General features: G+C 50.7%; 26 protein-coding genes. 7 read left to right on the forward strand and 19 right to left on the reverse strand.

The genetic code is table 11. From position 1 onward, the window contains the following. Positions 1-28 precede the first annotated feature (28 nt). Positions 29-715, forward strand: a complete 687-nt coding sequence (locus tag FBF28_03170) for a TIGR00730 family Rossman fold protein (protein QJU08543.1) — start codon at positions 29-31, stop codon at positions 713-715. A gap of 17 nt (positions 716-732) precedes the next feature. Here the strand turns inward: FBF28_03170 and FBF28_03175 are convergent, their stop codons facing one another. From FBF28_03175 to FBF28_03210, 8 genes are all read right to left on the reverse strand, one after another. Beyond that, positions 733-1,374 carry a hypothetical protein gene (locus FBF28_03175; protein QJU08544.1) on the reverse strand — a complete coding sequence of 214 codons (642 nt, stop codon included), beginning with the start codon at positions 1,372-1,374 and terminating at the stop codon, positions 733-735. Further along, positions 1,374-2,336, reverse strand: coding sequence for a sugar kinase (locus tag FBF28_03180; protein ID QJU08545.1), 963 nt, complete (start codon positions 2,334-2,336; stop codon positions 1,374-1,376). Before FBF28_03180 ends, FBF28_03175 begins: the two co-directional genes overlap by 1 nt. Then, positions 2,336-3,247, reverse strand: coding sequence for a class II fructose-bisphosphate aldolase (locus tag FBF28_03185; GenBank protein QJU08546.1), 912 nt, complete (start codon positions 3,245-3,247; stop codon positions 2,336-2,338). Before FBF28_03185 ends, FBF28_03180 begins: the two co-directional genes overlap by 1 nt. A gap of 260 nt (positions 3,248-3,507) precedes the next feature. After that, positions 3,508-4,470, reverse strand: coding sequence for a transketolase family protein (locus FBF28_03190; GenBank protein QJU08547.1), 963 nt, complete (start codon positions 4,468-4,470; stop codon positions 3,508-3,510). Further along, complete coding sequence (locus FBF28_03195) at positions 4,467-5,327, reverse strand: transketolase (protein ID QJU08548.1); 861 nt, start codon at positions 5,325-5,327, stop codon at positions 4,467-4,469. The genes FBF28_03190 and FBF28_03195 overlap by 4 nt, the downstream gene beginning before the upstream one ends. A 6-nt stretch (positions 5,328-5,333) precedes the next feature. Next, a complete protein-coding gene (locus tag FBF28_03200; GenBank protein ID QJU08549.1) occupies positions 5,334-5,984 on the reverse strand; it encodes a hypothetical protein in 651 nt (216 codons plus the stop codon). Further along, positions 5,981-6,436, reverse strand: a complete 456-nt coding sequence (locus FBF28_03205; GenBank protein ID QJU08550.1) for an RpiB/LacA/LacB family sugar-phosphate isomerase — start codon at positions 6,434-6,436, stop codon at positions 5,981-5,983. Before FBF28_03205 ends, FBF28_03200 begins: the two co-directional genes overlap by 4 nt. Positions 6,437-6,499: 63 nt before the next feature. After that, a complete protein-coding gene (locus FBF28_03210; GenBank protein QJU08551.1) occupies positions 6,500-7,189 on the reverse strand; it encodes an HNH endonuclease in 690 nt (229 codons plus the stop codon). Positions 7,190-7,210: 21 nt separating this feature from the next. On the opposite strand from FBF28_03210, the gene FBF28_03215 reads away from it, so the two are divergent. Together FBF28_03215 and FBF28_03220 are read left to right on the forward strand one after the other, a co-directional pair. After that, positions 7,211-9,727: a M1 family metallopeptidase gene (locus FBF28_03215; protein ID QJU08552.1), complete on the forward strand. Its 2,517-nt coding sequence runs from the start codon at positions 7,211-7,213 to the stop codon at positions 9,725-9,727. Positions 9,728-9,857: 130 nt separating this feature from the next. Then, complete coding sequence (locus FBF28_03220) at positions 9,858-10,373, forward strand: hypothetical protein (GenBank protein ID QJU08553.1); 516 nt, start codon at positions 9,858-9,860, stop codon at positions 10,371-10,373. A 23-nt stretch (positions 10,374-10,396) separates the two neighbouring features. On the opposite strand, the gene FBF28_03225 is transcribed toward FBF28_03220, so the two are convergent. The 3 genes from FBF28_03225 to FBF28_03235 form a co-directional block, all read right to left on the reverse strand. After that, positions 10,397-11,524, reverse strand: a complete 1,128-nt coding sequence (locus tag FBF28_03225; GenBank protein QJU08554.1) for a ribonuclease HII — start codon at positions 11,522-11,524, stop codon at positions 10,397-10,399. After that, positions 11,508-12,005, reverse strand: coding sequence for a hypothetical protein (locus tag FBF28_03230; protein QJU08555.1), 498 nt, complete (start codon positions 12,003-12,005; stop codon positions 11,508-11,510). Before FBF28_03230 ends, FBF28_03225 begins: the two co-directional genes overlap by 17 nt. A gap of 62 nt (positions 12,006-12,067) precedes the next feature. Beyond that, the gene (locus tag FBF28_03235) at positions 12,068-12,589 is read right to left on the reverse strand and encodes a 50S ribosomal protein L19 (GenBank protein QJU08556.1); all 522 of its coding nucleotides are present in this window, start codon (positions 12,587-12,589) and stop codon (positions 12,068-12,070) included. A gap of 176 nt (positions 12,590-12,765) precedes the next feature. Here FBF28_03235 and FBF28_03240 point away from each other — a divergent pair, with 176 nt between their 5' ends. Then, positions 12,766-13,899: an NADP-dependent malic enzyme gene (locus tag FBF28_03240; protein ID QJU08557.1), complete on the forward strand. Its 1,134-nt coding sequence runs from the start codon at positions 12,766-12,768 to the stop codon at positions 13,897-13,899. Between the two features lie 74 nt (positions 13,900-13,973). Here FBF28_03240 and FBF28_03245 read toward each other — a convergent pair whose 3' ends face one another. Continuing rightward, complete coding sequence (locus tag FBF28_03245; GenBank protein ID QJU08558.1) at positions 13,974-15,596, reverse strand: type II/IV secretion system protein; 1,623 nt, start codon at positions 15,594-15,596, stop codon at positions 13,974-13,976. 52 nt (positions 15,597-15,648) lie between these two features. Here FBF28_03245 and FBF28_03250 point away from each other — a divergent pair, with 52 nt between their 5' ends. After that, entirely contained in the window at positions 15,649-16,182 is a 534-nt protein-coding gene (locus tag FBF28_03250) for an RNA methyltransferase (protein QJU08559.1), read from the forward strand. On the opposite strand, the gene FBF28_03255 is transcribed toward FBF28_03250, so the two are convergent. The 6 genes from FBF28_03255 to tuf all read right to left on the reverse strand — a co-directional run bounded on the left by FBF28_03255 (position 16,179) and on the right by tuf (position 20,972). Then, on the reverse strand, positions 16,179-16,511 hold the full coding sequence (locus tag FBF28_03255) for a hypothetical protein (protein ID QJU08560.1): 333 nt from the start codon (positions 16,509-16,511) through the stop codon (positions 16,179-16,181). The two genes, FBF28_03250 and FBF28_03255, sit on opposite strands and share 4 nt — an antisense overlap. Positions 16,512-16,603: 92 nt before the next feature. Continuing rightward, the gene (locus FBF28_03260) at positions 16,604-17,521 is read right to left on the reverse strand and encodes a hypothetical protein (protein QJU08561.1); all 918 of its coding nucleotides are present in this window, start codon (positions 17,519-17,521) and stop codon (positions 16,604-16,606) included. 112 nt (positions 17,522-17,633) lie between these two features. Further along, the gene (rpsJ, locus tag FBF28_03265; protein ID QJU08562.1) at positions 17,634-17,951 is read right to left on the reverse strand and encodes a 30S ribosomal protein S10; all 318 of its coding nucleotides are present in this window, start codon (positions 17,949-17,951) and stop codon (positions 17,634-17,636) included. A gap of 118 nt (positions 17,952-18,069) precedes the next feature. Then, the gene (locus tag FBF28_03270; GenBank protein ID QJU08563.1) at positions 18,070-18,684 is read right to left on the reverse strand and encodes a hypothetical protein; all 615 of its coding nucleotides are present in this window, start codon (positions 18,682-18,684) and stop codon (positions 18,070-18,072) included. 42 nt (positions 18,685-18,726) lie between these two features. After that, positions 18,727-19,653, reverse strand: a complete 927-nt coding sequence (locus tag FBF28_03275; protein ID QJU08564.1) for an L-lactate dehydrogenase — start codon at positions 19,651-19,653, stop codon at positions 18,727-18,729. A 134-nt stretch (positions 19,654-19,787) separates the two neighbouring features. After that, positions 19,788-20,972 carry an elongation factor Tu gene (tuf, locus tag FBF28_03280; protein QJU08565.1) on the reverse strand — a complete coding sequence of 395 codons (1,185 nt, stop codon included), beginning with the start codon at positions 20,970-20,972 and terminating at the stop codon, positions 19,788-19,790. A gap of 127 nt (positions 20,973-21,099) precedes the next feature. Here tuf and FBF28_03285 point away from each other — a divergent pair, with 127 nt between their 5' ends. Continuing rightward, positions 21,100-21,618 (forward strand): hypothetical protein, encoded by a 519-nt coding sequence (locus FBF28_03285; GenBank protein QJU08566.1) that lies wholly within the window; start codon positions 21,100-21,102, stop codon positions 21,616-21,618. A gap of 133 nt (positions 21,619-21,751) precedes the next feature. After that, positions 21,752-23,578: a glutamine--fructose-6-phosphate transaminase (isomerizing) gene (gene glmS / locus FBF28_03290; GenBank protein ID QJU08567.1), complete on the forward strand. Its 1,827-nt coding sequence runs from the start codon at positions 21,752-21,754 to the stop codon at positions 23,576-23,578. Positions 23,579-23,588: 10 nt separating this feature from the next. Here the strand turns inward: glmS and tgt are convergent, their stop codons facing one another. Continuing rightward, positions 23,589-24,791, reverse strand: a complete 1,203-nt coding sequence (gene tgt / locus FBF28_03295) for a tRNA guanosine(34) transglycosylase Tgt (GenBank protein ID QJU08568.1) — start codon at positions 24,789-24,791, stop codon at positions 23,589-23,591. Positions 24,792-24,816 lie beyond the last annotated feature (25 nt).

Consider the following 24,816-nt stretch of genomic DNA (forward strand, 5'->3'; position numbering starts at 1 on the left):
TTAGCGATAAAACAAAAAGGGCACTTCAATGACTCCACAAAATACATGTATTCCGCGCGATGTACAGCTACAGGCTGCGATGTTCCGCCTCGGTAAGATGGAAGATGAAATCCAGAGTGGCTACGAAATTCTTCGGAAATATCAGAAAACAGTAACTATCTTTGGTTCAGCACGTACTGATCCAAATAGTGCTTATTATGACGCTGCAAAAGAAACAGCTGAGCAGTTAGCCAAGCTCGGTTACGCCATTGTTTCTGGTGGTGGACACGGCATCATGGGCGCCGCCAACGAAGGCGCTAATAAGGCCGTCCAAGAGGGAGCGCGAGCTGCTGGCGGTGAATCGATCGCATTCAATATTCGCCTGCCGCATGAACAGGAAGTTAATAAGTATGCTACCGAGGTGTTTGAGTTTCAGCACTTTGCCCCGCGGAAGATCGTCATGACGATGTTTGCTAATGCCTATATTTATTTCCCAGGCGGCTTCGGCACGTTGGATGAACTGGCGGAGATATTGACTCTGATCCAGACTGAAAAAGCCAACCGCGCACCGGTAATCTTGTTCGATACAGCGTTTTGGAGCGATTTGGACGCCTTTTTCCGCAATCATATGCTGGCCGAGGGAGCTATTGTCGAGAAAGACCTGGATATTTACACCATCACCGACAGCGTCGATGAGATCATTGAGCTGGTACAAGCAAATAAGACCTATTGCTGATCACCTATCGTGTCAATTCAGACTTTTTGGGATTTCTTTAGGGTATTTGCGTTTTGCTGGGACTTTTTATGAGGTTTTTTGCTAGCAGATTTTTTAGATTTTACGGGCACGGCAGCTGACTTGCGGCGTTTTGGTTTAGCGTTGGCTACCGGTAACTGGAACGGCGACGCGGACTTGACTGGCTCACTGACGGCCGAGGCAACATAGCAAATCCCGCCCTCGCAGACAACGCGCTCAACAGTCGGCGTGTGCGTGCGCGGATGGGCTGAAAAACGACGGGTTATTTCATAGCCAAGCCCACGCTTACCAGATTCGATACGATGCTGACCGTATGGTAATTGATGATGGTAATTTTCGACGATATCCACCGGATGAAACGAGATGACCTGCCCGTCAAAGTCCATCATCACCCAGTCGCTAGCTCTCGCCCAGGCTATCTGGTCAATTCGCGGCGCAGCAGCCATTAGCGCCTGGTACACTTCTCTGCCCGTCGTGTCCGCCGGATCAAGCCCAAGTGCACGGATAATTGAATGAGCCCGAGCTAAAATTTCAGTAATCAACCTCACATCGCTATCATCGCCGGCCATCCGTCTGAGCTCGCTCACAGCAACCCGTGTCCGCACTGAATCACCCAATAATTTTGTTAAGTTTCTTGACATTAAAACTCCTTTTCGCTTAGTGGCATGGCATGTAGTCGCGCACCTTGATATAAGATACCGGTTTTAGCACCAATATGATTGACGACCGAGCTTGAATTTGCGCTGGCAAATACTACTGCGTCCTTCAGCTGGGCGCCATGAGCCCACTGACTCAAAAAGCCACTGGCAAATGCATCACCTGCGCCAGTCCGATCAATTGCTGGCACATCCTCGTACATCGCTGCTCTGACAATCGTTACACCATCAGACGCCATCGAGCCATTCACGCCGTCTGTCAGCAACACCACCGGCACGAGCTCTTTCGCTCGCCGCACTAATTGTTCCAGATCATCACCCGGTACCAACTGCTGCATTTCTTCTTTATTTAATGCCAATACTTCTACATCACCCAATAGTCCCATTAACTTCTCCCGCTGCACTAGCTCTCGCTTACCTGGATTAAAACAAATTTTCATACCAGCTGCTCGTGCCTCACGAAATACCTTATCCAAGACCGTCATCTGACCTGCTAGCGTCGACACATATAGCCAATCAGCCTCAATATCCGCCACGGTAAAATCAGCCGCGTGATAATGCGTTGATGCGCCGCGATACGTCAAAATTGTCCGTTCACCATTTGGCGCCAATAACAATACCGAGTAGCCCGTATTGTATTTTTGGGAAAATCGAACATATCGCGTATCAACATTCTCGGCGTCCAGATCATCCAGCACTGCTTGGCCAGCCGGATCACGGCCGACAACGCCCAAAAACATCACTTCGTGGCCCTGCCTGGCAAAGGTTACCGCGGCATTCGTCGCACCCCCACCTGTCGAAAAATGGATCTGGTTGACGTCGGCCTTGGCACCAAGTTCTAACTTAGCAAAACAACGTTCTGGACTGTCGCACACCGGAGCCAAGGCGTCTGACTGGCTTAAAAAAACATCCTGCACACCAGCACCAACAGTAATAATTCTTGCCATTACACCACCGCCTTTCCGGCTGAACCGAAGGCCTGAATTTTCGTCTCAACCACCTCCTGAACGGCCATGTACACTGGTGGCATTAGTTTGACGATGGCGTATTCGTTTGGATTTTCACGTAAGGTTTTTTCCAGCGTCGTGCGGAAAGCGTAGCGCATGTCGGAATTAATGTTAATTTTAGAAACGCCAATTTTCGCCGCAGCCTTAAAATAATGCAGCGGCGTGCCTGATCCGCCATGGAGCGAAATCTGGCAGTGCAGCGCTTCGCGGATACGCGCTAATAATTCCAAATCCAGCACTTTCGGCACCGGGTACAATCCGTGCAAATTACCAATCGCCGCCGCAAAAGTGTCAATTCCCGTCGCCTCTACGAAATCACGCGCGCCCTCTGGCGTGGAAAAGGTTTTCTTAATTTCTTCATAGTCAATCGCCTCGGTATGGACGTTTGACGAACCCCAAAAATAATGCGGCTCGGCTTCCACCAACGCGCCAGTGAACTTGGCGTACTCGACAACTTCGCGAGTTTTGGCAATGATTTCCTCATCCGAGGCATCATGATTTGCCTGGGAAATATCAATATGCACAAACTCATAACCCGCGTCAATCGCCCGCTTGCAGCCCTCCACCGTCGGACCGTGATCCAAGTTCAAATACATCTCAATGCCGTATTCAGCCTTATAATTATCCACCAAATCGCGTACGTTCTCCAGCCCCATGGCTTTAACTTCAGCATCCGATACTTCCACCAGCACCGGCGATTGGAGCTTCTGCGCCGCTCGCGCCACCGCGATCAGCGTTTCTTGATTATCAATATTAAACGCCCCGACCGCAAAGTGCTGCGCCCGTGTCCGCTGCATCAAATGGCGCGCATGCGTGGTATTGCGCCGAATGTCAGAAATTGTCAGTCCCATATACCCTTTTATCCCTTATGCTACTTATGGTTATTATAGCAGTGGTGACGGAAAATGAAAAGAGGCGAAGGGGTTTTACAATTTATTTTTGTACGGCTTTCGTCAAAATGCTGGCCTTATCTTTTGGCTCATCATGGGGTCAATCCTCATGAGGGAACTCGGTATTTTCACTTATGCAGCAGCATGGGAGATCGCGACACTTGTGACAATTTCCTGTATAGCTGTGGACGCTCGAGAAATTCCCTGGCGTCTGCGCAAGCCTAAATAAATGACAGGTCATCTTTTACGTGCCGGACAACTGCTTCGACATCTAGTCCATGCTTTTGCCATAATTCAGCTACCGAGCCGCTTTCGCCGAACTGGTCGCGGACGCCGATGCGCTTTATTTTCACCGGTAATTTTTCACTGAGTACTTCCGCCACCGCACTGCCAAATCCGCCGGCGATTTGCCCTTCTTCTGCTGTCACCACACGGCCGCACTTTTGGGCGGCAGCAATGACCGCTGCTTCGTCCAGCGGCTTGATAGTGTTAAAATGCACGACTTCTGCCTGAACGCCGGCGTACGCCAATTGTTCTGCCGCCATGAGCAGCTGATACGTCATCGTGCCAGTACCGAGTAACGCCACATCGGTACCCTGCCGCAGTACAGACGCCTGGCCAATCAGCGCTTCGCCATCCAAAAACAGCGGCATATCAGCTCGCGGCAACCGCACGTAATTTGGCCGCGGATCAGCTGCCATCACTGCTGCCATCATTTCGGCCTCGTAGGCATCGCCCGGTGCCAAGACTACCATGTTTGGTAAACTCCGCATCAGCGCGATGTCCTCTAACATCTGGTGCGTCGCACCATCCGCACCAACATTCAGCCCGGCATGTGAACCGACCAGCTTGACCGGCTGATCATTCAGGCAAATCGTCGTCCGAATTTGCTCCCAATTCCGCCCCGGGCTGAACGCCGCATAACTGGCCGCAAACGGGATATTACCCATCGCTGCTAACCCTGACGCTACTGTTACCAAATTTTGCTCTGCCACACCAACCTCGATAAACCGCGGTGCACCGATTTGCTCGGCAAATTCGCCAAAGCCGACGCTATCTGCCAGGTCAGCGCTTAAGGCCACAATTTGGGAATTGTTCAATGCCGCGTGAACTAACCCACGACCAAAACCAAGCCGCATCGACGCGGTATTTCCCGTGCGCCAATCGTCCCGCAATACGCTCATACGCCCATCCCCTCTTCTGGCCGTTTCTTGGCTGATAGATCTAATTGCGCCAGCGCTGCGGCGGCCTGCTCAGCATTCGGCGCCTTGCCGTGCCACCGATAATCACCCTCCATAAAATCAACGCCGCGCCCGGGTATCGTATGCGCGATGATCATGCTCGGCTGCTCGCGCACTGCCTGTGCTGCTTCAATTGCCGCGATAATTCGCGCCATGTCATGCCCGTCAATTTCCTGCACCTGCCAGCCGAAACTGCGCCATTTCTCGCCCAAATCATCCAGCGGCATGACCTGCTCAGTACTGCCGCCAATTTGAATAGTATTACGGTCAATGATGGCGATTAGGCGACCTAATTTATACTTAGCTGCAAACATCGCTGCCTCCCAAATATTGCCTTCATTAAGTTCACCGTCACCTAAACTACAATATACAAGGCGATCTGAGCTCTGTAAGTGCTGCAGATAGTACGCCATGCCAGCAGCCTGGCTGAGACCGCAGCCTAACGGCCCACTGGTCGTCTCTAGCCCTGGTAATTTCACTCGCTCCGGATGCCCTTGTAGCCGCGAGCCCAACTGCCGCAAACTCATTAACTCTGATTCCGATAAAAATCCGCGCATCGCCATCGCTGCGTATAGCAGTGGCGCATAATGGCCGTTACTCATGACGAACAGATCGCGATCAGACCAATCCGGCTCTTCTGGCCGCAATCTAAGCATCTGAAAATACAACACCGCCATCACATCAGCAAACCCCAGCGGTCCCGCCACATGACCGCTGCCGGCGGCTGCTACTTGACGAATAACCAGCTGTCGTAGTTCTCGCGCCCTCTCTTCTAGCCGGCCAATCGTGAGTTCGCTCATAGCAAACTACCCGAGCACACCCGTCTTGCTAATTTCCTGCTGGAGTTTAGCGAACATTGCCGGCGGATCAGTCGCTTTTTGAATTGTCCCGCCAACATTCAGTATGTTCACACCGCCCTGAACAAGGCTATAAGCATTGTCGACCATCACACCACCATCCCAGCCAATTTCAACGTTCGGATTAATCATCTTGACGAGCCGAATTTTTTCCAGCTGCATCAGGCTGGCTGTTCCGCCAAATTTGCCTAGCTCACCGCTAAAAATCAAGACATGCTCTGCTTCCTTAATAAGTTCTTCAACAGTTTGCGGCACCGTTGGTCTCAATAGTGCCAATCCAGCCATGATACCTGAACGCTTAATTTCCTTGAGTGCCCCCAGCACGTCGCCTTTGGCCTCAGCATGAATGATAATCAAGTGCGGCCTCAGCGTGATCAACTTCGGCACATACTCATCCAGCTTGTTTACCATGGCATGAATATCAATCGTCCAACCTTCTGGCGCCCATAACTCTGGAATACCAATCGTAACGGTTGGCGCAAATTCACCATCAGTCAAATCAATATGTACCCGCTCGGCAAAGCCAGTGATTCTATCAACCTGCTCTTTGTATTGCTGGGCATTTTCTGCCAAAATTGCCGGGGCGATAACACTACTCATACGATTTCATCCAGTTGCGCATTGCGCCGATTATACCGCGGGGCATCCGCGTATGCAGTATTGAGCCACGTTTCAACAATGCCCTTCCAGGCAACTTCGTTATCCTCGAGAACCCTGGCTGGTAGACACAGTACATTCGAATTATTATCACGCCGGGTCATCCTCGCCTCATGTGCGTCCCAGATAACACTGGCGCGGATCCCCTTGAAACGGTTCGCTGCCATGCACATACCTTGACCCCCGCCGCAAATTAAAATCGCCCGTGGGTTACCGTCACTATCATCACCAATCACCCGCAGCGCCGCTGCCGCTGCAAACTGCGGAAAATCATCATCAGGATTGAGCTCACGACCACCGACATCTTCGACCACGTAACCATTCTTTGCCAAATACGCAAATACTTTTTCTTTCAATGCAAAGCCGCGATGATCTGAACCAAGATAAATCTTCATGGGTTTAGTATAAGCGGTTTGGGCAATATTTGCAACCAATCAAGTCCTCGGAAGCTCAACTCATCACGTCGAGCCGCAGCTGGCCAACACCTTGCCCATCGCCTCTTTTTCTGCATTTGTTACCCACAGACGATATTTACGCTTGATCGCTACCTGTCGTTCAATGTACTGACAGCGAAACGGTTTGTTAGGAGGCAGCCAGGTTGCGGCGTCGCCATCGCCTTTGGCTTGGTTGGCCGGACCATCAGCGGCCAACAAATTCAGCGGATCGTTTGCCAATTTTTCTCGTTCCTCACGTGGTAGTTGCTGTGCACCTTTCTGCCACGCATCACTCAACGCCACCACGTGATCGATTTGTACTTTCGACGAGGTCTCTGGCCCGCGCTGAAACTTGATCGTTCGGCCGGTATACGGGTCACGTAGTGTCCCGGCCAGCACGCGACATTTATCGTCAATTTTTGTTTCCGTTAGATCCCGCGCCAAAATTACTTCACGCACCGAGCAGCCACTCATTTTACCCCAACCATCACTAAATTGTTTGCGGCTGTAGCCCGTTTTAGGTGCGCGACCTTTAACCTCTAGTTTAGCTAACTCCGCTTGAGCGTTTGAATCACCAAACAATTGCTGCTGCATAGACGGCGAAGTCGGCGCGACCCGCGGCTGCTGCAGTTGCACCGCCCACACTACTGCACCCACCACCGCCATGACAAGCAGTACCATGATTTGCCGACGCCTTATTTTCCCCGTTGCCATAATCTATATTATAATGAAAGTATGAAAACAGTTCCACGCCTACTCGACACCTTTATACCACATCATTACACATTAACTCTCGATCTGACGCACGCTGAAGAAAAAGTGTTTTCTGGCACGGTAATCATTTCTGGCGAGTCAACTAATGAATTAATTTCGCTACACACCAAAGACTTGACCATTCATTCAGCGTTAATTGACGATCAGCCAGCTGAGTTTTCCCATGATGAATTTGATGAGCTGCGCCTATCGCGCCCAGATTTATCCAGCGGCCAGCGCACCGTTCGTGTTGAGTTTTCTGGCACTATCACCGACGCCATGCACGGGCTGTATCCGTGCTACTTTACCCACAACGGCGTGAAAAAGCAGCTGCTTGCCACCCAGTTTGAATCACACCATGCCCGGGAAGTGTTCCCGTGCGTTGACGAGCCAGCTGCCAAAGCCACCTATGACGTCACGCTTGTGACTGCTCCGGAACTAACCGTCCTAGGCAACATGCCCGTCGCCAAATCTTCTAAAGACGACGGCGTGCTAACAACCACCTTCGCCACCACACCACGGATGAGCAGCTACTTACTGGCTTTCGTTGTCGGCGAACTACACAAGAAAACTGCCCGCACTAGTTCTGGCGTCGAGGTAAATGTCTGGGCCACACCAGCTCAGAGCGAGGAGACCCTAGATTTTGCGCTGGATATCGCCACTCACTCAATTGATTTTTACGATGAATATTTTGGCGTGCCATATCCGCTGCCAAAATCCGATCACGTAGCGCTGCCAGATTTCTCTTCGGGCGCCATGGAAAACTGGGGACTCATCACCTACCGCGAAAGCTGCCTGCTGGCTGACCCGAAATTAACGCCGGAATCGTCCAAACGCTTTATCGCCACCGTCATCGCTCACGAACTCAGCCACCAGTGGTTTGGCAACTTAGTGACCATGCAGTGGTGGAATGACCTGTGGCTGAACGAAAGTTTCGCTAACATGATGGAATACGTGGCGGTCGACGCGCTACACCCTGAGTGGCGGATGTGGGAGGAATTTGCGACAAGCGAGGTCACCGCGGCACTGCGGCGCGATAGCCTGGACGGTGTACAGCCAGTGCAGGCCGACGTTAATCATCCGGATGAGATCAGCACGTTGTTTGACCCAGCAATTGTCTATGCAAAGGGCGGGCGTCTACTGGTGATGGTACGGCGGCTGATCGGCGAGGAGGCGTTTCGTGCAGGGCTGAAGTCATATTTTGAAAAATTTGCTTACCAAAACACTGTTGGTAATGATTTATGGCAGGAGCTAGAAACCGCCAGCGAACAGCCGATTGTTGACTTGATGAACACTTGGATTTCGCAGCCAGGTTTGCCGATTATACAGGTCGAGCAAGATAGTTCTGATAGACAACCTACCGCCACCCTGCGCCAGGAACGCTTTTTCATCGGTGATCATCAGCCGTCCGACGTCCTGTGGCCGATTCCGCTGTTCGCCAATCAGCCGCTTGATGATATTCTGACCGAGCGCGAGAAAACATTTACGATAAATAGCGACGTTCGACTGAACTGCGGACTGAACGGACATTTCGTAACGCATTACGACTCAGTAATGCGAGACCGATTGATCGAAAAGGCGGCAGAATTACCGACATTAGATAAAATTTGCTTACTGCAAGACATGACGCTGCTAACACGGGCTGGACGAGAAAGTTCGGCGGCGCTGCTACCGCTGGTATGCGTTTTTCAGCACGAGACCAATGAGAAGGTTTTTAGTATGGCGGCCGGTGCGCTGGCGGAATTACGGAAATTTGTTGACGATAACGAAGCAGGACGTGCTCGGCTCAAGCAGATTTCTGCTGAATTTGCCCACGATACCTTCATGGAACTTGGCTGGGATGAACGGAGCGGCGAGTCTGATGATGATCGCGAGCGGCGCACGGCAGCGCTGGGTTTGATGTTATATGGTGAGGATTCAGTAGCGCTCACGGAGGCCAAACGACGCTTTGACGAAACCGACCCAGATGATTTACCGGCCGAAATTCGCCCGCTGATCATCAACGCCAATGTCAGACAGTTTGAGACGCCAGAAATGATTGACAAGCTTTTTACGATATATCAGAATACGCCGTCAGCCGACCTGCAGGTTGATATCGCACTAAGCTTGACCTCGACGAAGAATCCAGCAACTACCGAGCAAATTTTAACAGCGATCAAGGATACTACTATCATACGTCCACAAGATGCCAGCCGCTGGTTTATTTATCTGATCCGTACGCGGGAAAACCGGCAAATTGCTTGGAATTGGCTGAAAGAAAATTGGTCGTGGGTGAAAGATACCTTTGGCGGCGATAAAAGCTACGATACTTTTATCCGCTACGCCGCCAGCGCTCTGTTGACCCGCGATGAGTTAAACGATTTCACCGAATTTACCACGCCGCTGCGCGCCGAACCAGCCCTGACCCGCACCATTGATCTGGGCATCCGCGAAATCGCTGGCAGAGTAGCACTGATTGAGCGGGATCAGGCCGCGGTTATTGATGCGCTTAATAAGTAATGTGAGTTATACGCTTTTACTATTGACTTATGTAATATCAAGTGGTATAATCACGGATAAACATTTAGTCACACTGAGTGGAGTTGGCACGTGTTTGAGGTAATAAATTAACTCAATTTAAGGAGATTCTATGGGAAATCACAACACTATTGGTAGCCAGGGAGACCGGAGAGATACACTACACCAAATAGCTGACACCGCGCGTAGGCTGGGGCAAAAGGCCGTGGCTTGGGCTTTAATGGCTGGCACAGCCGCATTTGGAGTCGTAGGCTGCTCAGGGAAGAGAACCACCGAACACAAGACTGTCTCCGTGGCTTGCGGCCACGATTCGTTAGCAGTACCGCAGATTGAGAGTGCTGAAACTTACGAATATAATATAACTAGAGAGCCAAGGCTCGGAGTAGTTACTGTTGGTTGCCCCGGCGGCGGCAATGTCATAGTTACTGGTATAAATGAACCAAGCAGTAATCCTACGCCAAGGGGTGAGCTATTTCCACATACTCTTGAGATAACCGCCCTTTGCTCACGAGGCGACACAGGCTTCAAAACACGCGTTATCGACACGCCAGCCGGCAACAATATATTTGAAGCCACCATAGAAGACTGTTCCATCGAAAGTGCAGTAATCAACCGAGACCCTAACTAACGACACATCGCCAAATTTATACCCTACACCACTAGGCATTCGGCGTTGTAATCCCTGTCGACAGCTATAGCTAACATCCGCATATCACGCCCCTCGTGTTGCGGATGTTTTATCATAAATAGCTCAGCTGCAAAGCGCATTTGTCGCTGTTTTTTGTTGGTAATCGCCGCCAAGCCATCACCATATCTGGAATTCTTGCGATATTTGACTTCGGTGAAATACAGCACATCATCTTTCATGCTAACAATATCGATTTCACAGTACCGCGTCCGCCAGTTGCGGGCAATAATCTCATGACCATCAGTCGTCAGCCAATCTGCGGCGGCCTGTTCACCCCTATCCCCAATTTGGCGAGTTGTTGCTAATTTTTCCGTTTCTGGAGCGGTATTTGGTACATCGATTTGCATAACATCTTCGGTGTCTACAAAATCGACTGGAGTGATATCCTCGGAAAAAATTTGGGCAACTTTACGTGGGTCCCGAATTATTTTCTGAGGATATCCGACAGGCGACTCATTCGGTAGAGCACTTGACTTTTTCTGGTGCAGATTCTGTGACTTCATGCTACCCACATACTTTTGTAGCGGCGCAAAGCTCAACCGATGCAGCGGCGTCACACCCAGCCGCTCAATCGCCACGCGGTGCTTGGCCACGCCATAGCCAGCATTTGACGCAAAGCCGTACCCCGGATAGACCACGTCTTGCTCAGCCATAAACTGGTCACGCGCTACTTTGGCGATAATCGACGCCGCCGACACGCCGGGGATCAAACCATCGGCCTTGGCCATCACCGTCACGTATCGCTCCAGTGCCGTATCCGCCAAAAAATTAACCGTCCCGTCAATGATAATTTCATCAAACGCCACATTATTCGCTTTACACTGCGACTGAATTTGCTTCACCGCCCGCCGCGTCGCCAGCCGTAATGCCTGGCTCATGCCAACATCGTCCAATTCACTGGCACTCACCCAGCCTAGCGCCCAGGCAGCCGCCTGCTCACGAATTACCTCGTCCAGCGTCTCGCGGCGTTTTTTAGTCAACTTTTTACTATCATCCAAACCCTCAATCTCGGCACCGCCCAAAATCACCGCACCGACCACCAGCGGCCCCGCCCATGGCCCGCGTCCAACTTCATCAATGCCGAGAATCATGCGCGTGCTGGCCCTTTTTTGCCGCTAATCTTACGACCACCCAACCAAGCCACACCGCCGCCGTGCCCAATGTGTTCGCCAAGATATCCCAATTGGTATCGTCTAACGTGATGTGCGCCAAACCAACCTTGACCATAAATAATTCCGCCAGTTCATTGATACAGCCCAGCGCCGACACCAACGCAAACACCGAGAACGCCATCACCAACCAGTGCGCCCGCCAGCGTGTCGCCAGCACCAAATATACCCACACTAGTCCCGTAAACAACCCGCCGCCCACGAAATGCGTCGTAAAACTGGTGTCTCGCCCCTCAATGAGCGGCGACGGCAAATACCACGAGATGAAGAATAACACACAGGCAAGGTATAACAACCAGCGATACTTCTTTTCGTCGGTGAAGCCATGGCGGCGCAACACATATGGCACTGCACACGCCAAAGCCACCGGAACAAACACAGAGATATAGTGAAAGATCGACATATTGGCATTATACCATGAGAAAACCGCCCCCAGAGAGAGCGGCCTATGTGTCTCAAAACTAATTACGCTTCTTTGTGGCGAGTTGCGACCTCGGCAGCCTTGGCGTCAAGTTCTGCCTGAGCAGCGTCTTTTTCGGCTTGCTTGGCAGCGGCAGCCTGTGCGGCCTCCTCTTTCAAGCGTTCAGCTTCTGCTTCAGCCTTGGCGTCATGCACGTTGTTGACAGCTACGCGGTCAAAGTTTTTGGCAGTCAAGCGAGCTGATTTACCAGAGCGCTTACGCAAGAAGCTGAGGAACTTGCGGCGAACCTTAGCGCGGCGGACAATTTCCACTTTCTCGATCAGCGGGCTGTGCAGCAAGAATGATTTTTCCACACCAACACCTGAAGCAATTTTACGAACGGTGATGCGTGAGGTGTGTGACTGTTTGTTGTCGGTGCGAATAACCACACCTTCAAACATCTGGATACGCTCTTTGTTGCCTTCCTTAATTTTCTGGTACACACGCACGGTGTCACCACTGCGGACATCAACAACTGCTTGCTTTTTCTGTGCTTGATTGACTTTGTTGATTAGTTCAAAACTCATACTGTTTTCCTCTGTTTCGGGATCTTAACAGCTGGCCATATAGTTGTATCCCTATAGCTCCACACTGAAAGACTCGATATTTAATGTCACCGATACAATTAGTTATCAATTCTAGCACAATTACCCAAAGATAGCAACTCCTGAAAACTTCACCAAACTGCGCTATAATTGACCGCATGGATTACAATACACTAGCACTTGAATTACACAAGAAATATAAGGGTAAAATTACCACTAGTTTGCGTGACCAGGAGAAACTGGACCGTGACAAATTAAGCGCCTATTACAGCCCAGGCGTGGGTGCGGTCAGCCAGGCGATTGCCGAAAACCCAGCGGATTTACCAAAGTACACCTGGACGAATAATCTAGTCGGCGTGATTTCTGACGGCTCAGCGATTTTAGGCTTGGGCGATTTGGGACCGAAAGCCGCCATGCCGGTGATGGAAGGCAAGGCGCTGCTGTTCAAGCATTTCGCTAATGTCGACGCTGTGCCGGTTGTACTGGACGTTCACCAACCAGAAGAAATTATTACTGCGATCAAGGCAATCGCACCGAGCTTTGGGGCGATTAACCTAGAAGACATCGCCGCACCGAAATGTTTTGAGATTGAAGAGCGCCTGAAAGCTGAACTGGACATCCCCGTGTTTCATGACGACCAGCACGGTACCGCAGTCGTGGTATTGGCGGGGCTGATCAATGCCGCGAAATTGACGAGACGAAATTTGGCAGACTGTAAATTTGTAGTCATTGGCGCGGGTGCAGCCGGTACAGCCATCATCAAATTATTGCACTTATACGGCGCGAGGAACATCATGGCAGTAGATAGCCGCGGCATTGTTGGTGCGTCTCGCACTGATTTGAATGCGGAAAAAACTGCACTGTTAGAATACGTCGACGCTTCACAATCCGGCTCCATTGACGACGCCATCACCGATGCTGACGTGTTCATCGGTGTGTCGCGCGCTGGGCTGCTCACACCTGCATTAGTGCAGAAAATGGCCGAGGATCCAATCATCTTTGCCCTGGCAAACCCGGTACCAGAAATCATGCCAGACGTCGCCCGAGAGGCGGGCGTAGCAGTCATCGCTACTGGCCGCAGCGATTTTCCAAACCAAATTAATAATTCCTTGGCCTTCCCAGGCATCTTCCGCGGGGCGCTCGATCATAGTGTGAAAAAAATCACCGACCAGCACAAACTCGCAGCAGCCAAAGCACTGGCGGCACTAGTTGAAAACCCAACGGCCGATGAAGTCATTCCTTCGCCATTTGATGAGCGAGTGCCGTCAACCGTCGCTCGTGTTATCACATAACCCTATTCGCATATGCTAACAATCATAATGGAAACCGTCGGAGTGATGGCCTTAGCGTGGCTTTTTGATGTCCACTAGATAACTCGATTAACTTCCTCAAGTGTCGTCTCGCCGCGCAAAGCCGCTAGCACGCCCGCCTGCAGCAGCGTCACCATGCCATGTTTCTTGGCTGTAGCCTCAATCGCCTCGGTGTGCACATCAGCAATATCGCCACGTAGAAACTTCTGAATTTCCTCAGTCACCACCAATTGCTCCATTACCGGGATACGCCCCTTATAGCCAAACGGCACCTCGTCGGTCGCCACGGGTCGCCACAGCTTGAACGTATCAAGATCAGGACAATCAACATGTGACGGTAGATCCCGCAAGACCTCCTTTACCCAGTTGCGTGTTGCCTCATCTGGTTCATACTCTTCCTTGCTCTCATCATGCAGGCGCCGCACCAGCCGCTGAGCGATCAATAGGCGCACCGCTGAACTAAAAATTGGATTCTGCCCGATCATATCAATAATTCGACTAAATGCCGCTGACGTCGAGTTAGCATGAAAGCTTGACAGCACCAGATGCCCGGTAATCGACGCCTGAATTGCTGTCTTGGCCGTTTCCTGATCACGGATCTCGCCAACCATCACCACGTCCGGGTCGAGGCGCAGCACACTACGCAGCCCATCATCAAACCGCTGGCCAGCCGTCGTATCAATCGGGATCTGCGTAATGCCGGGAATGGTATTTTCTACTGGGTCTTCCAGTGTAATCACTTTACGATCCGGCGTATTGAGCGCATTGAGAATGCTGTACAAAGTCGTTGACTTACCCGAGCCAGTTGGCCCAACTAACAGCACCAGACCACGCGGATGGGAAATGATCTCATCAATTTGCGCCCGCTCAGCCGCACCGATACTGAGCAAGTCTAGGTTCAACATCGAGGTGTCAAAATTAAATAAGCGCAGCACTACGTCTTGACCATACATGGTTGGCACTGCTTCGACACGGAGGTTAAGGAGGTGTGATATACCGTCACGATGGATTTCTTGCTGCATGTGCCCCGACTGCGGCTCATTGGACGCCGTCGAAATATTTGCTCGCGAAGCCAGCGCTGCCATGATAACTCGATAACGATCACGGCCCAGCTCCGCCACCGAGTGCAGCGCGCCATCAACGCGCATCCGCACCCGAATAGTATCGCGCTGATTCTCAATATGAATATCCGACGCATTCAGCCGATCCGCCTGATCGATCAAATAGTTAAACACGTCGTTCGTGCCGACGGTCGCTAATGTCTGGCTGACCTGCTGGAGTGTGTCACTATCACCCTCTTTGGCAATTTCGATATTATCATAAATCACTTTCTTTGGCGGATCAAATCGCAGCATTAACGACCTAAAGCCCGAGGCCGATATTAGAAAGAACTTAGCAATAATACCCTGCTCGCGGTAGTTATTAGTCATCGTTGCTACTAATGATTGTGGTGTCTGTGACGTAATGCCAAACCGATATGACTGCTCGTCAGGGTTTATCGCCAGCGGCACAACGTGTCCGTTATACATCTCTTCAATCGTCAAAATATCACGAATCAGCGGAATTGTCTGCTCAAACTCGCGAGCATCCAGATACTGCAGGCCTAAAATCGCCGCTCGTTTCCGGGTCGCGTCTTCATCTTGATCGCGACGTTGTTGTTGAATTCGATCTTCATCCATCAACCTTATTATAGCAAAAAGCTTATCCTTGGGCGAGTGCTATAATGATATCATGCCAGAAATTACCCTCCTCATGCACAATATTCGCTCGACGTACAATGTCGGTGCAATTATGAGAACAGCCGAAGGCTTTGGCGTCAGACAAATTATCTTTAGCGGCTATACGCCGTACCCCGATTTACGATTAGCCGATCCCCGGTCTATCGATCCAAGGCTGCCGCACATTACCGAAAGGTTGACCGCCCAGATTCACAAGACTGCGCTAGGCGCAGAAACAATGCTGCCCTTTAGCTACGTAGTTGATATTCACCAGTGGTTGGCGGAGAATGCCAGCAGGGAACGCTTACCTGTGATTGCCCTAGAGCAGTCAGCGTCGAGTACAGAGCTCAATACGTTCCGGCCACCAACCCGCTTTGCCCTACTCCTCGGCGAGGAGGTCTATGGCATTGAGCCGGACATTCTAGCGCGGTGCGATCACATTGTCGAAATCCCCATGCGGGGTGCTAAAGAGTCATTTAATGTCTCAGTTGCGGCCGGTATCGCACTCTACGGCCTCTGTTTTTCGCTAAATATAACCCCGGGCTAGATCATAATCCCTACGGGCGTAAATGATGTCACAATTGCCATTAAAATCAGCGTCACGTACCAAATCTTGCGATTAAATTGATACTTCTCGACCGACACCACTAAAAGCAGGCCGACAATCAGTCCAACCGGCAGCGCCTGGATCGCTACCACACCCAGCTCAATCGGCTGCTTCAGTCGCAACCACAATGCCGCCAGCACGACACACACCACCAACTTTACGAAAAAGATGCTGTCATTTTCATACAGCCGCTCCCGACCTTTGCGGTTGGTGATGATACTTGCCTTCGAGCGATTACGAGCGTACGTTCGCGATTTTTGTTTTGCCATAAGCTTTTTTATCATATCATACCAGGCGCACCATAGCAAAGCAGCCCCGCATGAAAGCGAGGCTACCCTAAGTTTAGGTTATGAGAAATAAATTACCACATGTTTGTCAGATGGACCGACTTAAATCCATTCCAACCGTGACCAACTTCTGCTGAACCACTACTAAACGGCCAATTCATATTGCCGCTATTTGTATATTGCAGCAACCGTCCGTCTTTCGTCCGACCGACAATATCCGCCAGACCATCAGTATTCATATCACCGAGCATAATGGTATCAAACCCGTTCCAGCCATGACCGATTTGACGACCGCTCTCGAACATTGTCGTCTTGTTGTCGCGTCCACGATTGAGATATGCCCACATCGTACCGTCCTGGCGTACTGCGACGATATCATCATAACCATCACCATTCAAATCACCAGCAACGATCGATCGAGCATTATTCCAACCGTGACCGATTTGACGGGCTTCATCTGACACGAAATCATACGTCCCTTCAAGCTTCTTGTAGCGTAGATAGACTTTGCCTGCCATCAAGTTACCGTTGTTATCAACATAAACATGTGAAGCCGGGCTGTCTTTACCGTGCAGCTTGGCGAACACTGCATCACCCTGATAGTCAATATCGCTGGCGACTGGCTTGTCAGCAAATGGTGTCGTCGTGGAGCCATTATTGCGGAACACTTGAGCCTTTTGATTTTTTGGGTAGGCAACAATATCCGGACGACCATCACCGTCCATATCGGCGAATGTAATGTTTGTGTACCCGTCAAATCCCTGACCGATCTTTGTTGAACCGCCGCTAAATGGCCAGCCTGGAATAGCGTTATTCTGATACAGCCACAACGAGCCGTCCTTATTCAGGCCAATCGCATCACTGAAAGCAGCGACATTCTCGATAGCATTCGCAACCGGTGCACCACTCAGCACCAAGCCAAACACCGTCGCCGACAGCCCGAGCACCGTTACTGTTTTCTTTAGTATTCCCATACATCCCTCCACCGTCATAGACGGTATTTATTTAGTACACTCCTACCGTACTACGTTTTCTACATAAAAACAATCCCGCTTATGCTTATCAAGCGGGATCGTGGTAAATTCTGCTGTACGATTAGGGAAATTACATCCGAATCTCAGCGTCAACACCAGCCGGTAAGCTCAGATTCTGTAGGCTATCAATCGTTTTTGGTGTGGCATTGGTAATGTCAATAAGGCGCTTATGGGTGCGCATCTCGTAACTCTCGCCGCCCATTTTGTAGACGTGCGGGCTCTTTACCACCGTGTAGGTGCTGCGACGAGTCGGCAGCGGCACAGGGCCAGCTACGCTCGCGCCGGTGCGAATTGCCGTATCGATAATTTGTTTTGCTGACTGGTCGATGACTTTATGGTCGTACGCTTTCAGGCGAATACGAATCTTAATACCAGTGTCTTGAGCCATAGCTCCTCCTTTATGTGCGACTCCGTAACCTCTGCTCACGTCCATGCCTCGCGGACGGCCGAGTTCTCGGAGTAAATTAATACTGCCCGGCAATTATATCACAATACCTGAAGTATGGCTAGTCAAGAACCACCGGATTTGCTGCCACCCACTGGCGCCACTGTGCGACATCTTCAATCGGTGGCCGATAACCCATAGCTTCACCTAACTGGCTCGCCGCCAAAATACAGGCTGCAATATAATCGGCATTAGCTTCGTGGTCAGACCGGACATATTCTTGGTATTGCTCACTAGTATAGTCCACCGGTAGAGGTACGATGGTATTATCTATCTCACCAAAAACCTGCATTACCTTTTTGTCAAGCTGGATTACGTGCCCTAACTCGTGACAAAACGCTATCAACCCGACGATTTGACGACCTATTTCTGCATCCTCAAGTCGCTCACGCGGCACACCCAGTCGAGACGACATCCGTGCTACAAGATTCGGACTAGACAGCATCTCCCTCGTGCCGATGACAATCATTGGAATTTTCTCACCATCCAATGCTTCGCCCTCACCACCTCTGAAGTCACCACTGTTCTCATCAATAACAATTTGCATCTCCTCTAGTGTCCGAGCCGGAAACAAATTCAAGGCGGTCTCGTAAATATCACCTGCTAGCGGATTGATATACTCACCAAGTGTTTCGACTCTTAATTTTTGCGCTTTTTTGTGCGACAACTCTTCCATAGTAATCTATACTGTAACATATAATATTTATTCCGTCAAGCATTACTCTAAACTACGAATTGCCTCCGTTACCACCTCGGCTGAATGACGTAGCGCCGCCTGCTCGCGCTCATTAAGCGGATACCCTGTCAAGATTTTTACACCATCTGCACAAATCGTTGACGGTAGGCCAAGCACTACATCGTGCAGTCCATACTCGCCCTCAACCAGTGAGCAAACTGGATATACTGAACGCGACGATGAGCGTAGTGCCGAGACAATCTTGGAGATAACGAAACCAATTGCATAATACGTCGACCGCTTGGTCTCGATCACCCGGTATGCCCGCTGACGAATTTTCTCCTCAATACCGTCGACCATCGCTGGCTTAAATCCCGGATAATCAGCAAGTGGTACCTCACCGACTTGCGCTGATTCAATTGTCGCAAATGATGAATCACCATGCTCCCCTAAAATATAGGCATCAACCTCTCGACTATGTACATCTAGCTGATCCGCGATATACGACTTAAGCCGCGACGTATCGAGCGTCGTTCCGGTACCAAACACCCGACCCTTTGGCAAGCCCGATTCCTTCAGCGCCACATACGTTAATGCATCGACCGGATTCGACACTACAATGATATATGGATGAGCACCATTTTTCATAATATTCCTAATAGTCCCACGCATAATCTCAGCGTTCACGCCAAGTAACTCCAATCGTGTCTGCCCCGGCTGCTGCGGCGCACCAGCGGTGATAACCACGATATCATCAGTCTTGATATCGTCATAACTGCCTGGCCGCACCACAACACACCGATCAATTCCCATTGCGTCATTGATATCAGCCGCCTGCCCCCACGCCAAGTCAGGGTTGCGGTCGATCAACACAATTTCCTCAACTACACTCCGCAGTGCACAGGCGTACGCCGCCGTCGCACCGACCATGCCACCCGCACCGACGATCACCAACTTCTGTCTATTCATGTTTGTCTCCTAATTTTTATTGCGATAACTTCTCTACTGTAACGCTATCTTGTTGTTTTGTCAAGATACTCATAGTAATATATCATTAAAAAATCCCCCGGAAACCGGGGGATTTTTGGGTTGCAGTGTAAAGACTATTTGTTAATCTTTGTCACCACACCAGCACCAACGGTACGGCCACCTTCGCGGATGGCAAAGTTCAAACCTTGCTCCATAGCGATTGGGGCGAGCAACTTAACCTTGAAGGTTACGGTGTCGCCTGGCATGACCATTTCTTTGTCAGCTGGCAGCTCAACTTCACCCGTCACGTCAGTGGTGCGGAAGTAGAACTGTGGCTTGTAACCCTTGGAGAATGGAGTGTGGCGACCGCCTTCTTCCTTCTTCAGGATGTACACCTCAGCTTCAAACTCGGTGTGTGGTGTAATCGTACCTGGCTTAGCCAAAACCTGACCGCGCTCAATATCGCTGCGCTCAATACCGCGTAGCAAAACGCCGGCATTGTCACCTGCTTGACCCTGATCCAGAGACTTCTTAAACGCCTCAATACCAGTGACTACTGATTTCTGAGTTGGGCGGATACCAACGATTTCAACCTCGTCGTTCAGCTTAACAACACCCTGCTCGATACGACCAGTTGCCACAGTACCGCGACCCTTGATCGAGAAGACGTCCTCAATTGGCATAATGAATGGCTTGTCCATGTCGCGTGGTGGCTCTGGGATATAGCTATCCATAGCATCAACCAGCTCCATGATGGCGTCTTCGTACTTCTCATCGCCCTCCAATGCCTTAAGAGCCGAACCCTTGATAATTGGAGCATTCTCGTCAAAGCCGTTCTTGGCAAGCAGTTCACGAACCTCTTCCTCAATCAGCTCGACCATATCTGCGTCAGCCATGTCCATCTTGTTGAGGAAGACAACGATCTTTGGCACGCCAACCTGCTTCGCCAGCAGCACGTGCTCGCGGGTTTGTGGCATCGGGCCGTCGGTTGCCGCAATCACGAGGATCGCGCCATCAACCTGGGCAGCACCAGTGATCATGTTCTTGACGTAGTCAGCGTGGCCTGGCATGTCAACGTGTGCATAATGACGGTTCGGTGACTCGTATTCTTGGTGTGAGCTGGCGATGGTAATACCGCGCTGGCGCTCTTCTGGTGCGTTATCGATCTGGTCGTACGCAATGGGTTTGTTAACTGCGCTTGGGAGGCGCTTTGCGAGCACTGCCGTAATTGCGGCGGTCAGTGTCGTCTTGCCGTGGTCAACGTGGCCCATAGTACCGACGTTCACGTGCGGCTTGCTTCGGTCAAATGCATCTGCCATTTGTAGAAGTTCTCCTTTATTTAATTATATTTTCACGCGGGTACAGTCCATTAAACAGACCTCACGGCGTATGTTCTTGATTATAACTGGTTTGCAAACTGTTGTAAATAGGGTTTATACTATGAGCATGAGTATCTTTTCTAAGAAAGTAACACCCGAAGCAGCTCGCGCCGGTGTATACCCAAAACGATTATCGTATGACGAGCGTCAGGAGTTAAATGCCGAATATGATCGTCGCCGTCAAACCAACTTACCAAAGCTACCTTCGTTGGGCATTGCTCTTATTCTGACAATGACCCTCTCTATGGCTTGGATGCTTATCAAGCTCACTACTTTATTCATCAAAACGAGCGGACAGTCTGCTATTTTCCTGTTATTCTTTCTATTTATCCTCATCGCAGTCTGCTATGGCGTTACGTTTTTCTACGTTAAGCGTATCCTCGATAGGCTCAGCGTTAGTGGTACGAAATTTGTTATTGTTTACCTCGCGCTCATTGGCACCGTACTTGGGTGCTGCCACCAACTTGGTATCGCTCCTTTTCATGCACTTCTGTCATTACCGGTTCCAGTCTTGTTAATCGCTGCTAGTGGACACTACATTGCGACGAGTATACTTGCTAAGTGCTGTATTCATTTTGAGTGGTAGTAGTTATTGTATTATATACAACACTTTCTTACAGTAGTAAATTGTTGTAATTATTACTTTTTATTGGTTATTTTCTCTATGATGTCTTATACTGAGAGGCGTGTATCAGTTAATACTAAAGGAGAAATAATCTATGTGTGGAATTGTTGGCTATATCGGTGAACGCGAGGCGCAGAATATCCTCGTCGCTGAGCTCAAGCGGCTCGAGTACCGCGGCTATGACAGCGCCGGAATTGTTACCCTGTCGGGTTCTGCCACACCAACCCTGCTGCGCACCAAAGGCAAGGTGGCAGCGCTGGAAGAGCTCGTCGGACAACATAAGACGAGCGATACGGTCGGCATCGGACACACCCGCTGGGCAACGCATGGTGAACCAAGTAAACGCAATGCTCACCCACACCATGTTGGCGAGATTTATCTGGTACATAACGGTATCATTGAGAACTACCAAGACCTTAAAACGATGCTTTCTGGCCATGAGTACGAGTTTAAGAGCGATACCGATAGCGAGGTGCTGGCGGCCCTGATTGACTATCTGCGGCGTGACTCACCAGACTTACTGACAGCAGTCACCGGCGCATTGAAGATGGTAGTTGGTGCGTATGGCATTGCGGTACTTGACACCACGAACCCCGAAGAAATTATCGTGGCTCGCCAAGGCAGCCCGCTGATCATTGGCGTCGGAGATGGCGAAACATATATCGCCAGTGACGCTTCGGCGCTGGTTGGCTACACCAATCAAGTGGTATATCTACACGATGGTGAAATTGGCCGCTGCACCCGCAATGGGCTAGAGTTACAGACAATAGAATCGCAAAAGCTTGACGTCAAGATCGAGATGCTCGACATGGATATGCAGGCGATTCAGAAGCAGGGCTTTGACCATTTCCTCGCCAAAGAAATTTACGAACAGCCAACCAGTCTCACGTCCACCCTGGCCGGCCGCGTACTACCCGACCAAAAATATGCGCGCCTGGGCGGTCTCAATATGAGCAACGACGAACTGCGCCAAGTCAAGCACGTCATCATCGTCGGCTGCGGCACTGCCTATTTTGCCGGTGTGCAAGCCAGCTACTTTATCGAGCAACTGACCGATGACGTGACTATCAGCGTCGAGATCGCCAGTGAGCTACGCTACCGCGCATTCAACGTACCTGAACACTCGGTCGCTATGATTGTTAGCCAGAGTGGCGAAACGGCCGACACCCTTGCCTGCCTGAATGAATTGAAGCGACGTGGCGTTAAATGCCTCGGCGTCGTCAATGCCGTCGGCAGTACAATCGCCCGAGCGGTTGATGGCGGCGTGTACTTGCACGTTGGCGCCGAGATTAGTGTCGCCAGCACCAAGGCCTTTACCTCACAAGTCGCTGCTCTGACGATCTTTGGTATTATGCTCGCCAATGCCAAGGGCACCAACCCACAATTTATTGATGAATTTGTACAAGAATTAGCGATACTGCCAAGCGAGATCCAAAAAGTCCTCGATAAACAAGGTGCTGAGATACCTTCCATCGCTCGGGCGTATGCTGATTACAATCACGCACTCTACATCGGCCGCGATACGCTGTATCCGATCGCTATGGAGGGTGCACTAAAGCTCAAAGAGGTAAGCTACATTCATGCCGAAGCGTATGCCGCCGGTGAGCTGAAACACGGTCCGATCGCCCTGATTGATGACCATTTCTTTGAAGTCTGCTATATCCAAGACAATTGGTTATACGAAAAATCCCAGAGCAACTTGATCGAGATGAATACTCGCGGTGCTCACGCCATTGTCATCACCGACACGACGAAAAAGGTGCCGGGCGAAACGGTGATCCGTGTCGCAACGAAGCTATCGCACCTCACGCCACTTCTGTTCAATGTCGTGTCGCAACTCCTAGCCTATCACGTGGCTGTCAAGCGTGGCCATGACGTCGATCAGCCGCGCAACCTCGCAAAGAGCGTGACAGTCGAATAATTCTCTCGCATTAGCGGCGATAATATGTCGCCAAAAACGCCTCGCGAAACTCATAAAATGTCCCGTCCTCCAGGCTGGCGCGGATGTCATCAACCAATTTAACGATAAATCGCTCGTTGTGGATTGATAGCAATGTGCCAGCCAGAGATTCGCGGGCATGGAGTAAATGACAGAGATAGGCGGCGGTGTAATGGCGGCAAGTATAGCAATCGCAATCTTCCATAATTGGTTCAAACAGTTCGCGGTATTTCTGGCCGCGAACATTGACCCGACCACACGGCGTATAGGCCGCACCGTTTCTAGCCACGCGCGTCGGACTGACACAGTCAAAGGTATCAATTCCCTGCTCAATCGCCGCAAAGATGTCATCCGGCTCGGAGATGCCGAGTAAATGCCGCGGCTTGTTCTCGGGCAAGATTTGATTAACCCACTGAATTATCTGCGCCATGGTTTCCTTTTCCAGTGCGCCGCCGATGCCGTAGCCGTCAAAATCCATTGCGCCTAGAAACTCAGCCGTTTGCTTACGCAGATCCTCGTAATTCGCACCCTGCAGCACGGCAAATAACGCTTGATACGGTTTGTCGGGATGGGCTTCACGCATACGCTTAACTTCCGCCAAACTCCGCTCCGCCCAAGCGTGTGTCCGCGCCAAAGCTTCCACTTGATAGTCATACGGATCAATCAGCGAGGTCAGTTCATCAAAGGTGAAAGTAATATCCGCACCGATCCCGGCTTGGATTTGCATAGATAATTCTGGTGTAAATTTGTGGTACGAGCCGTCAAGGTGCGACTTGAACATCACGCCGTTTTCGTCCACCCAAGCGTGGCGCGACGATTTTTTAGCAATGGCAATTTCCTCATCAACATCCGTACTCATTGCCAGCACCTTCTTAAAACCCGAGCCCAGACTCAGCACCTGAAAGCCGCCGCTATCAGTGAACGTCGGCCCATCCCAGTGCATAAACTTGCCCAAATAGCCAGCCTTTTCAATCAGTTCATGACCCGGCTGCAAATATAGATGATAGGCGTTCGCCAGCACCGCCTGCGCGCCGACATCCGCCACCATTTCTGGCACCATCGCCTTGACGTTAGCCTTAGTTCCAACCACGATAAACGCCGGTGTTGTGATATCCCCGTGCGGCGTGTGAATAATACCGGTGCGCGCCAATGTCTTATCCAGCCGCGAAGTTATTTCAAAAGAAAACGGTTTCATTTGATAGATTATATCAGTTTTTTCC

Source organism: Candidatus Saccharibacteria bacterium oral taxon 488 (assembly GCA_013099195.1).
In the GTDB taxonomy this organism is placed as follows: domain Bacteria; phylum Patescibacteriota; class Saccharimonadia; order Saccharimonadales; family Saccharimonadaceae; genus Nanosynbacter.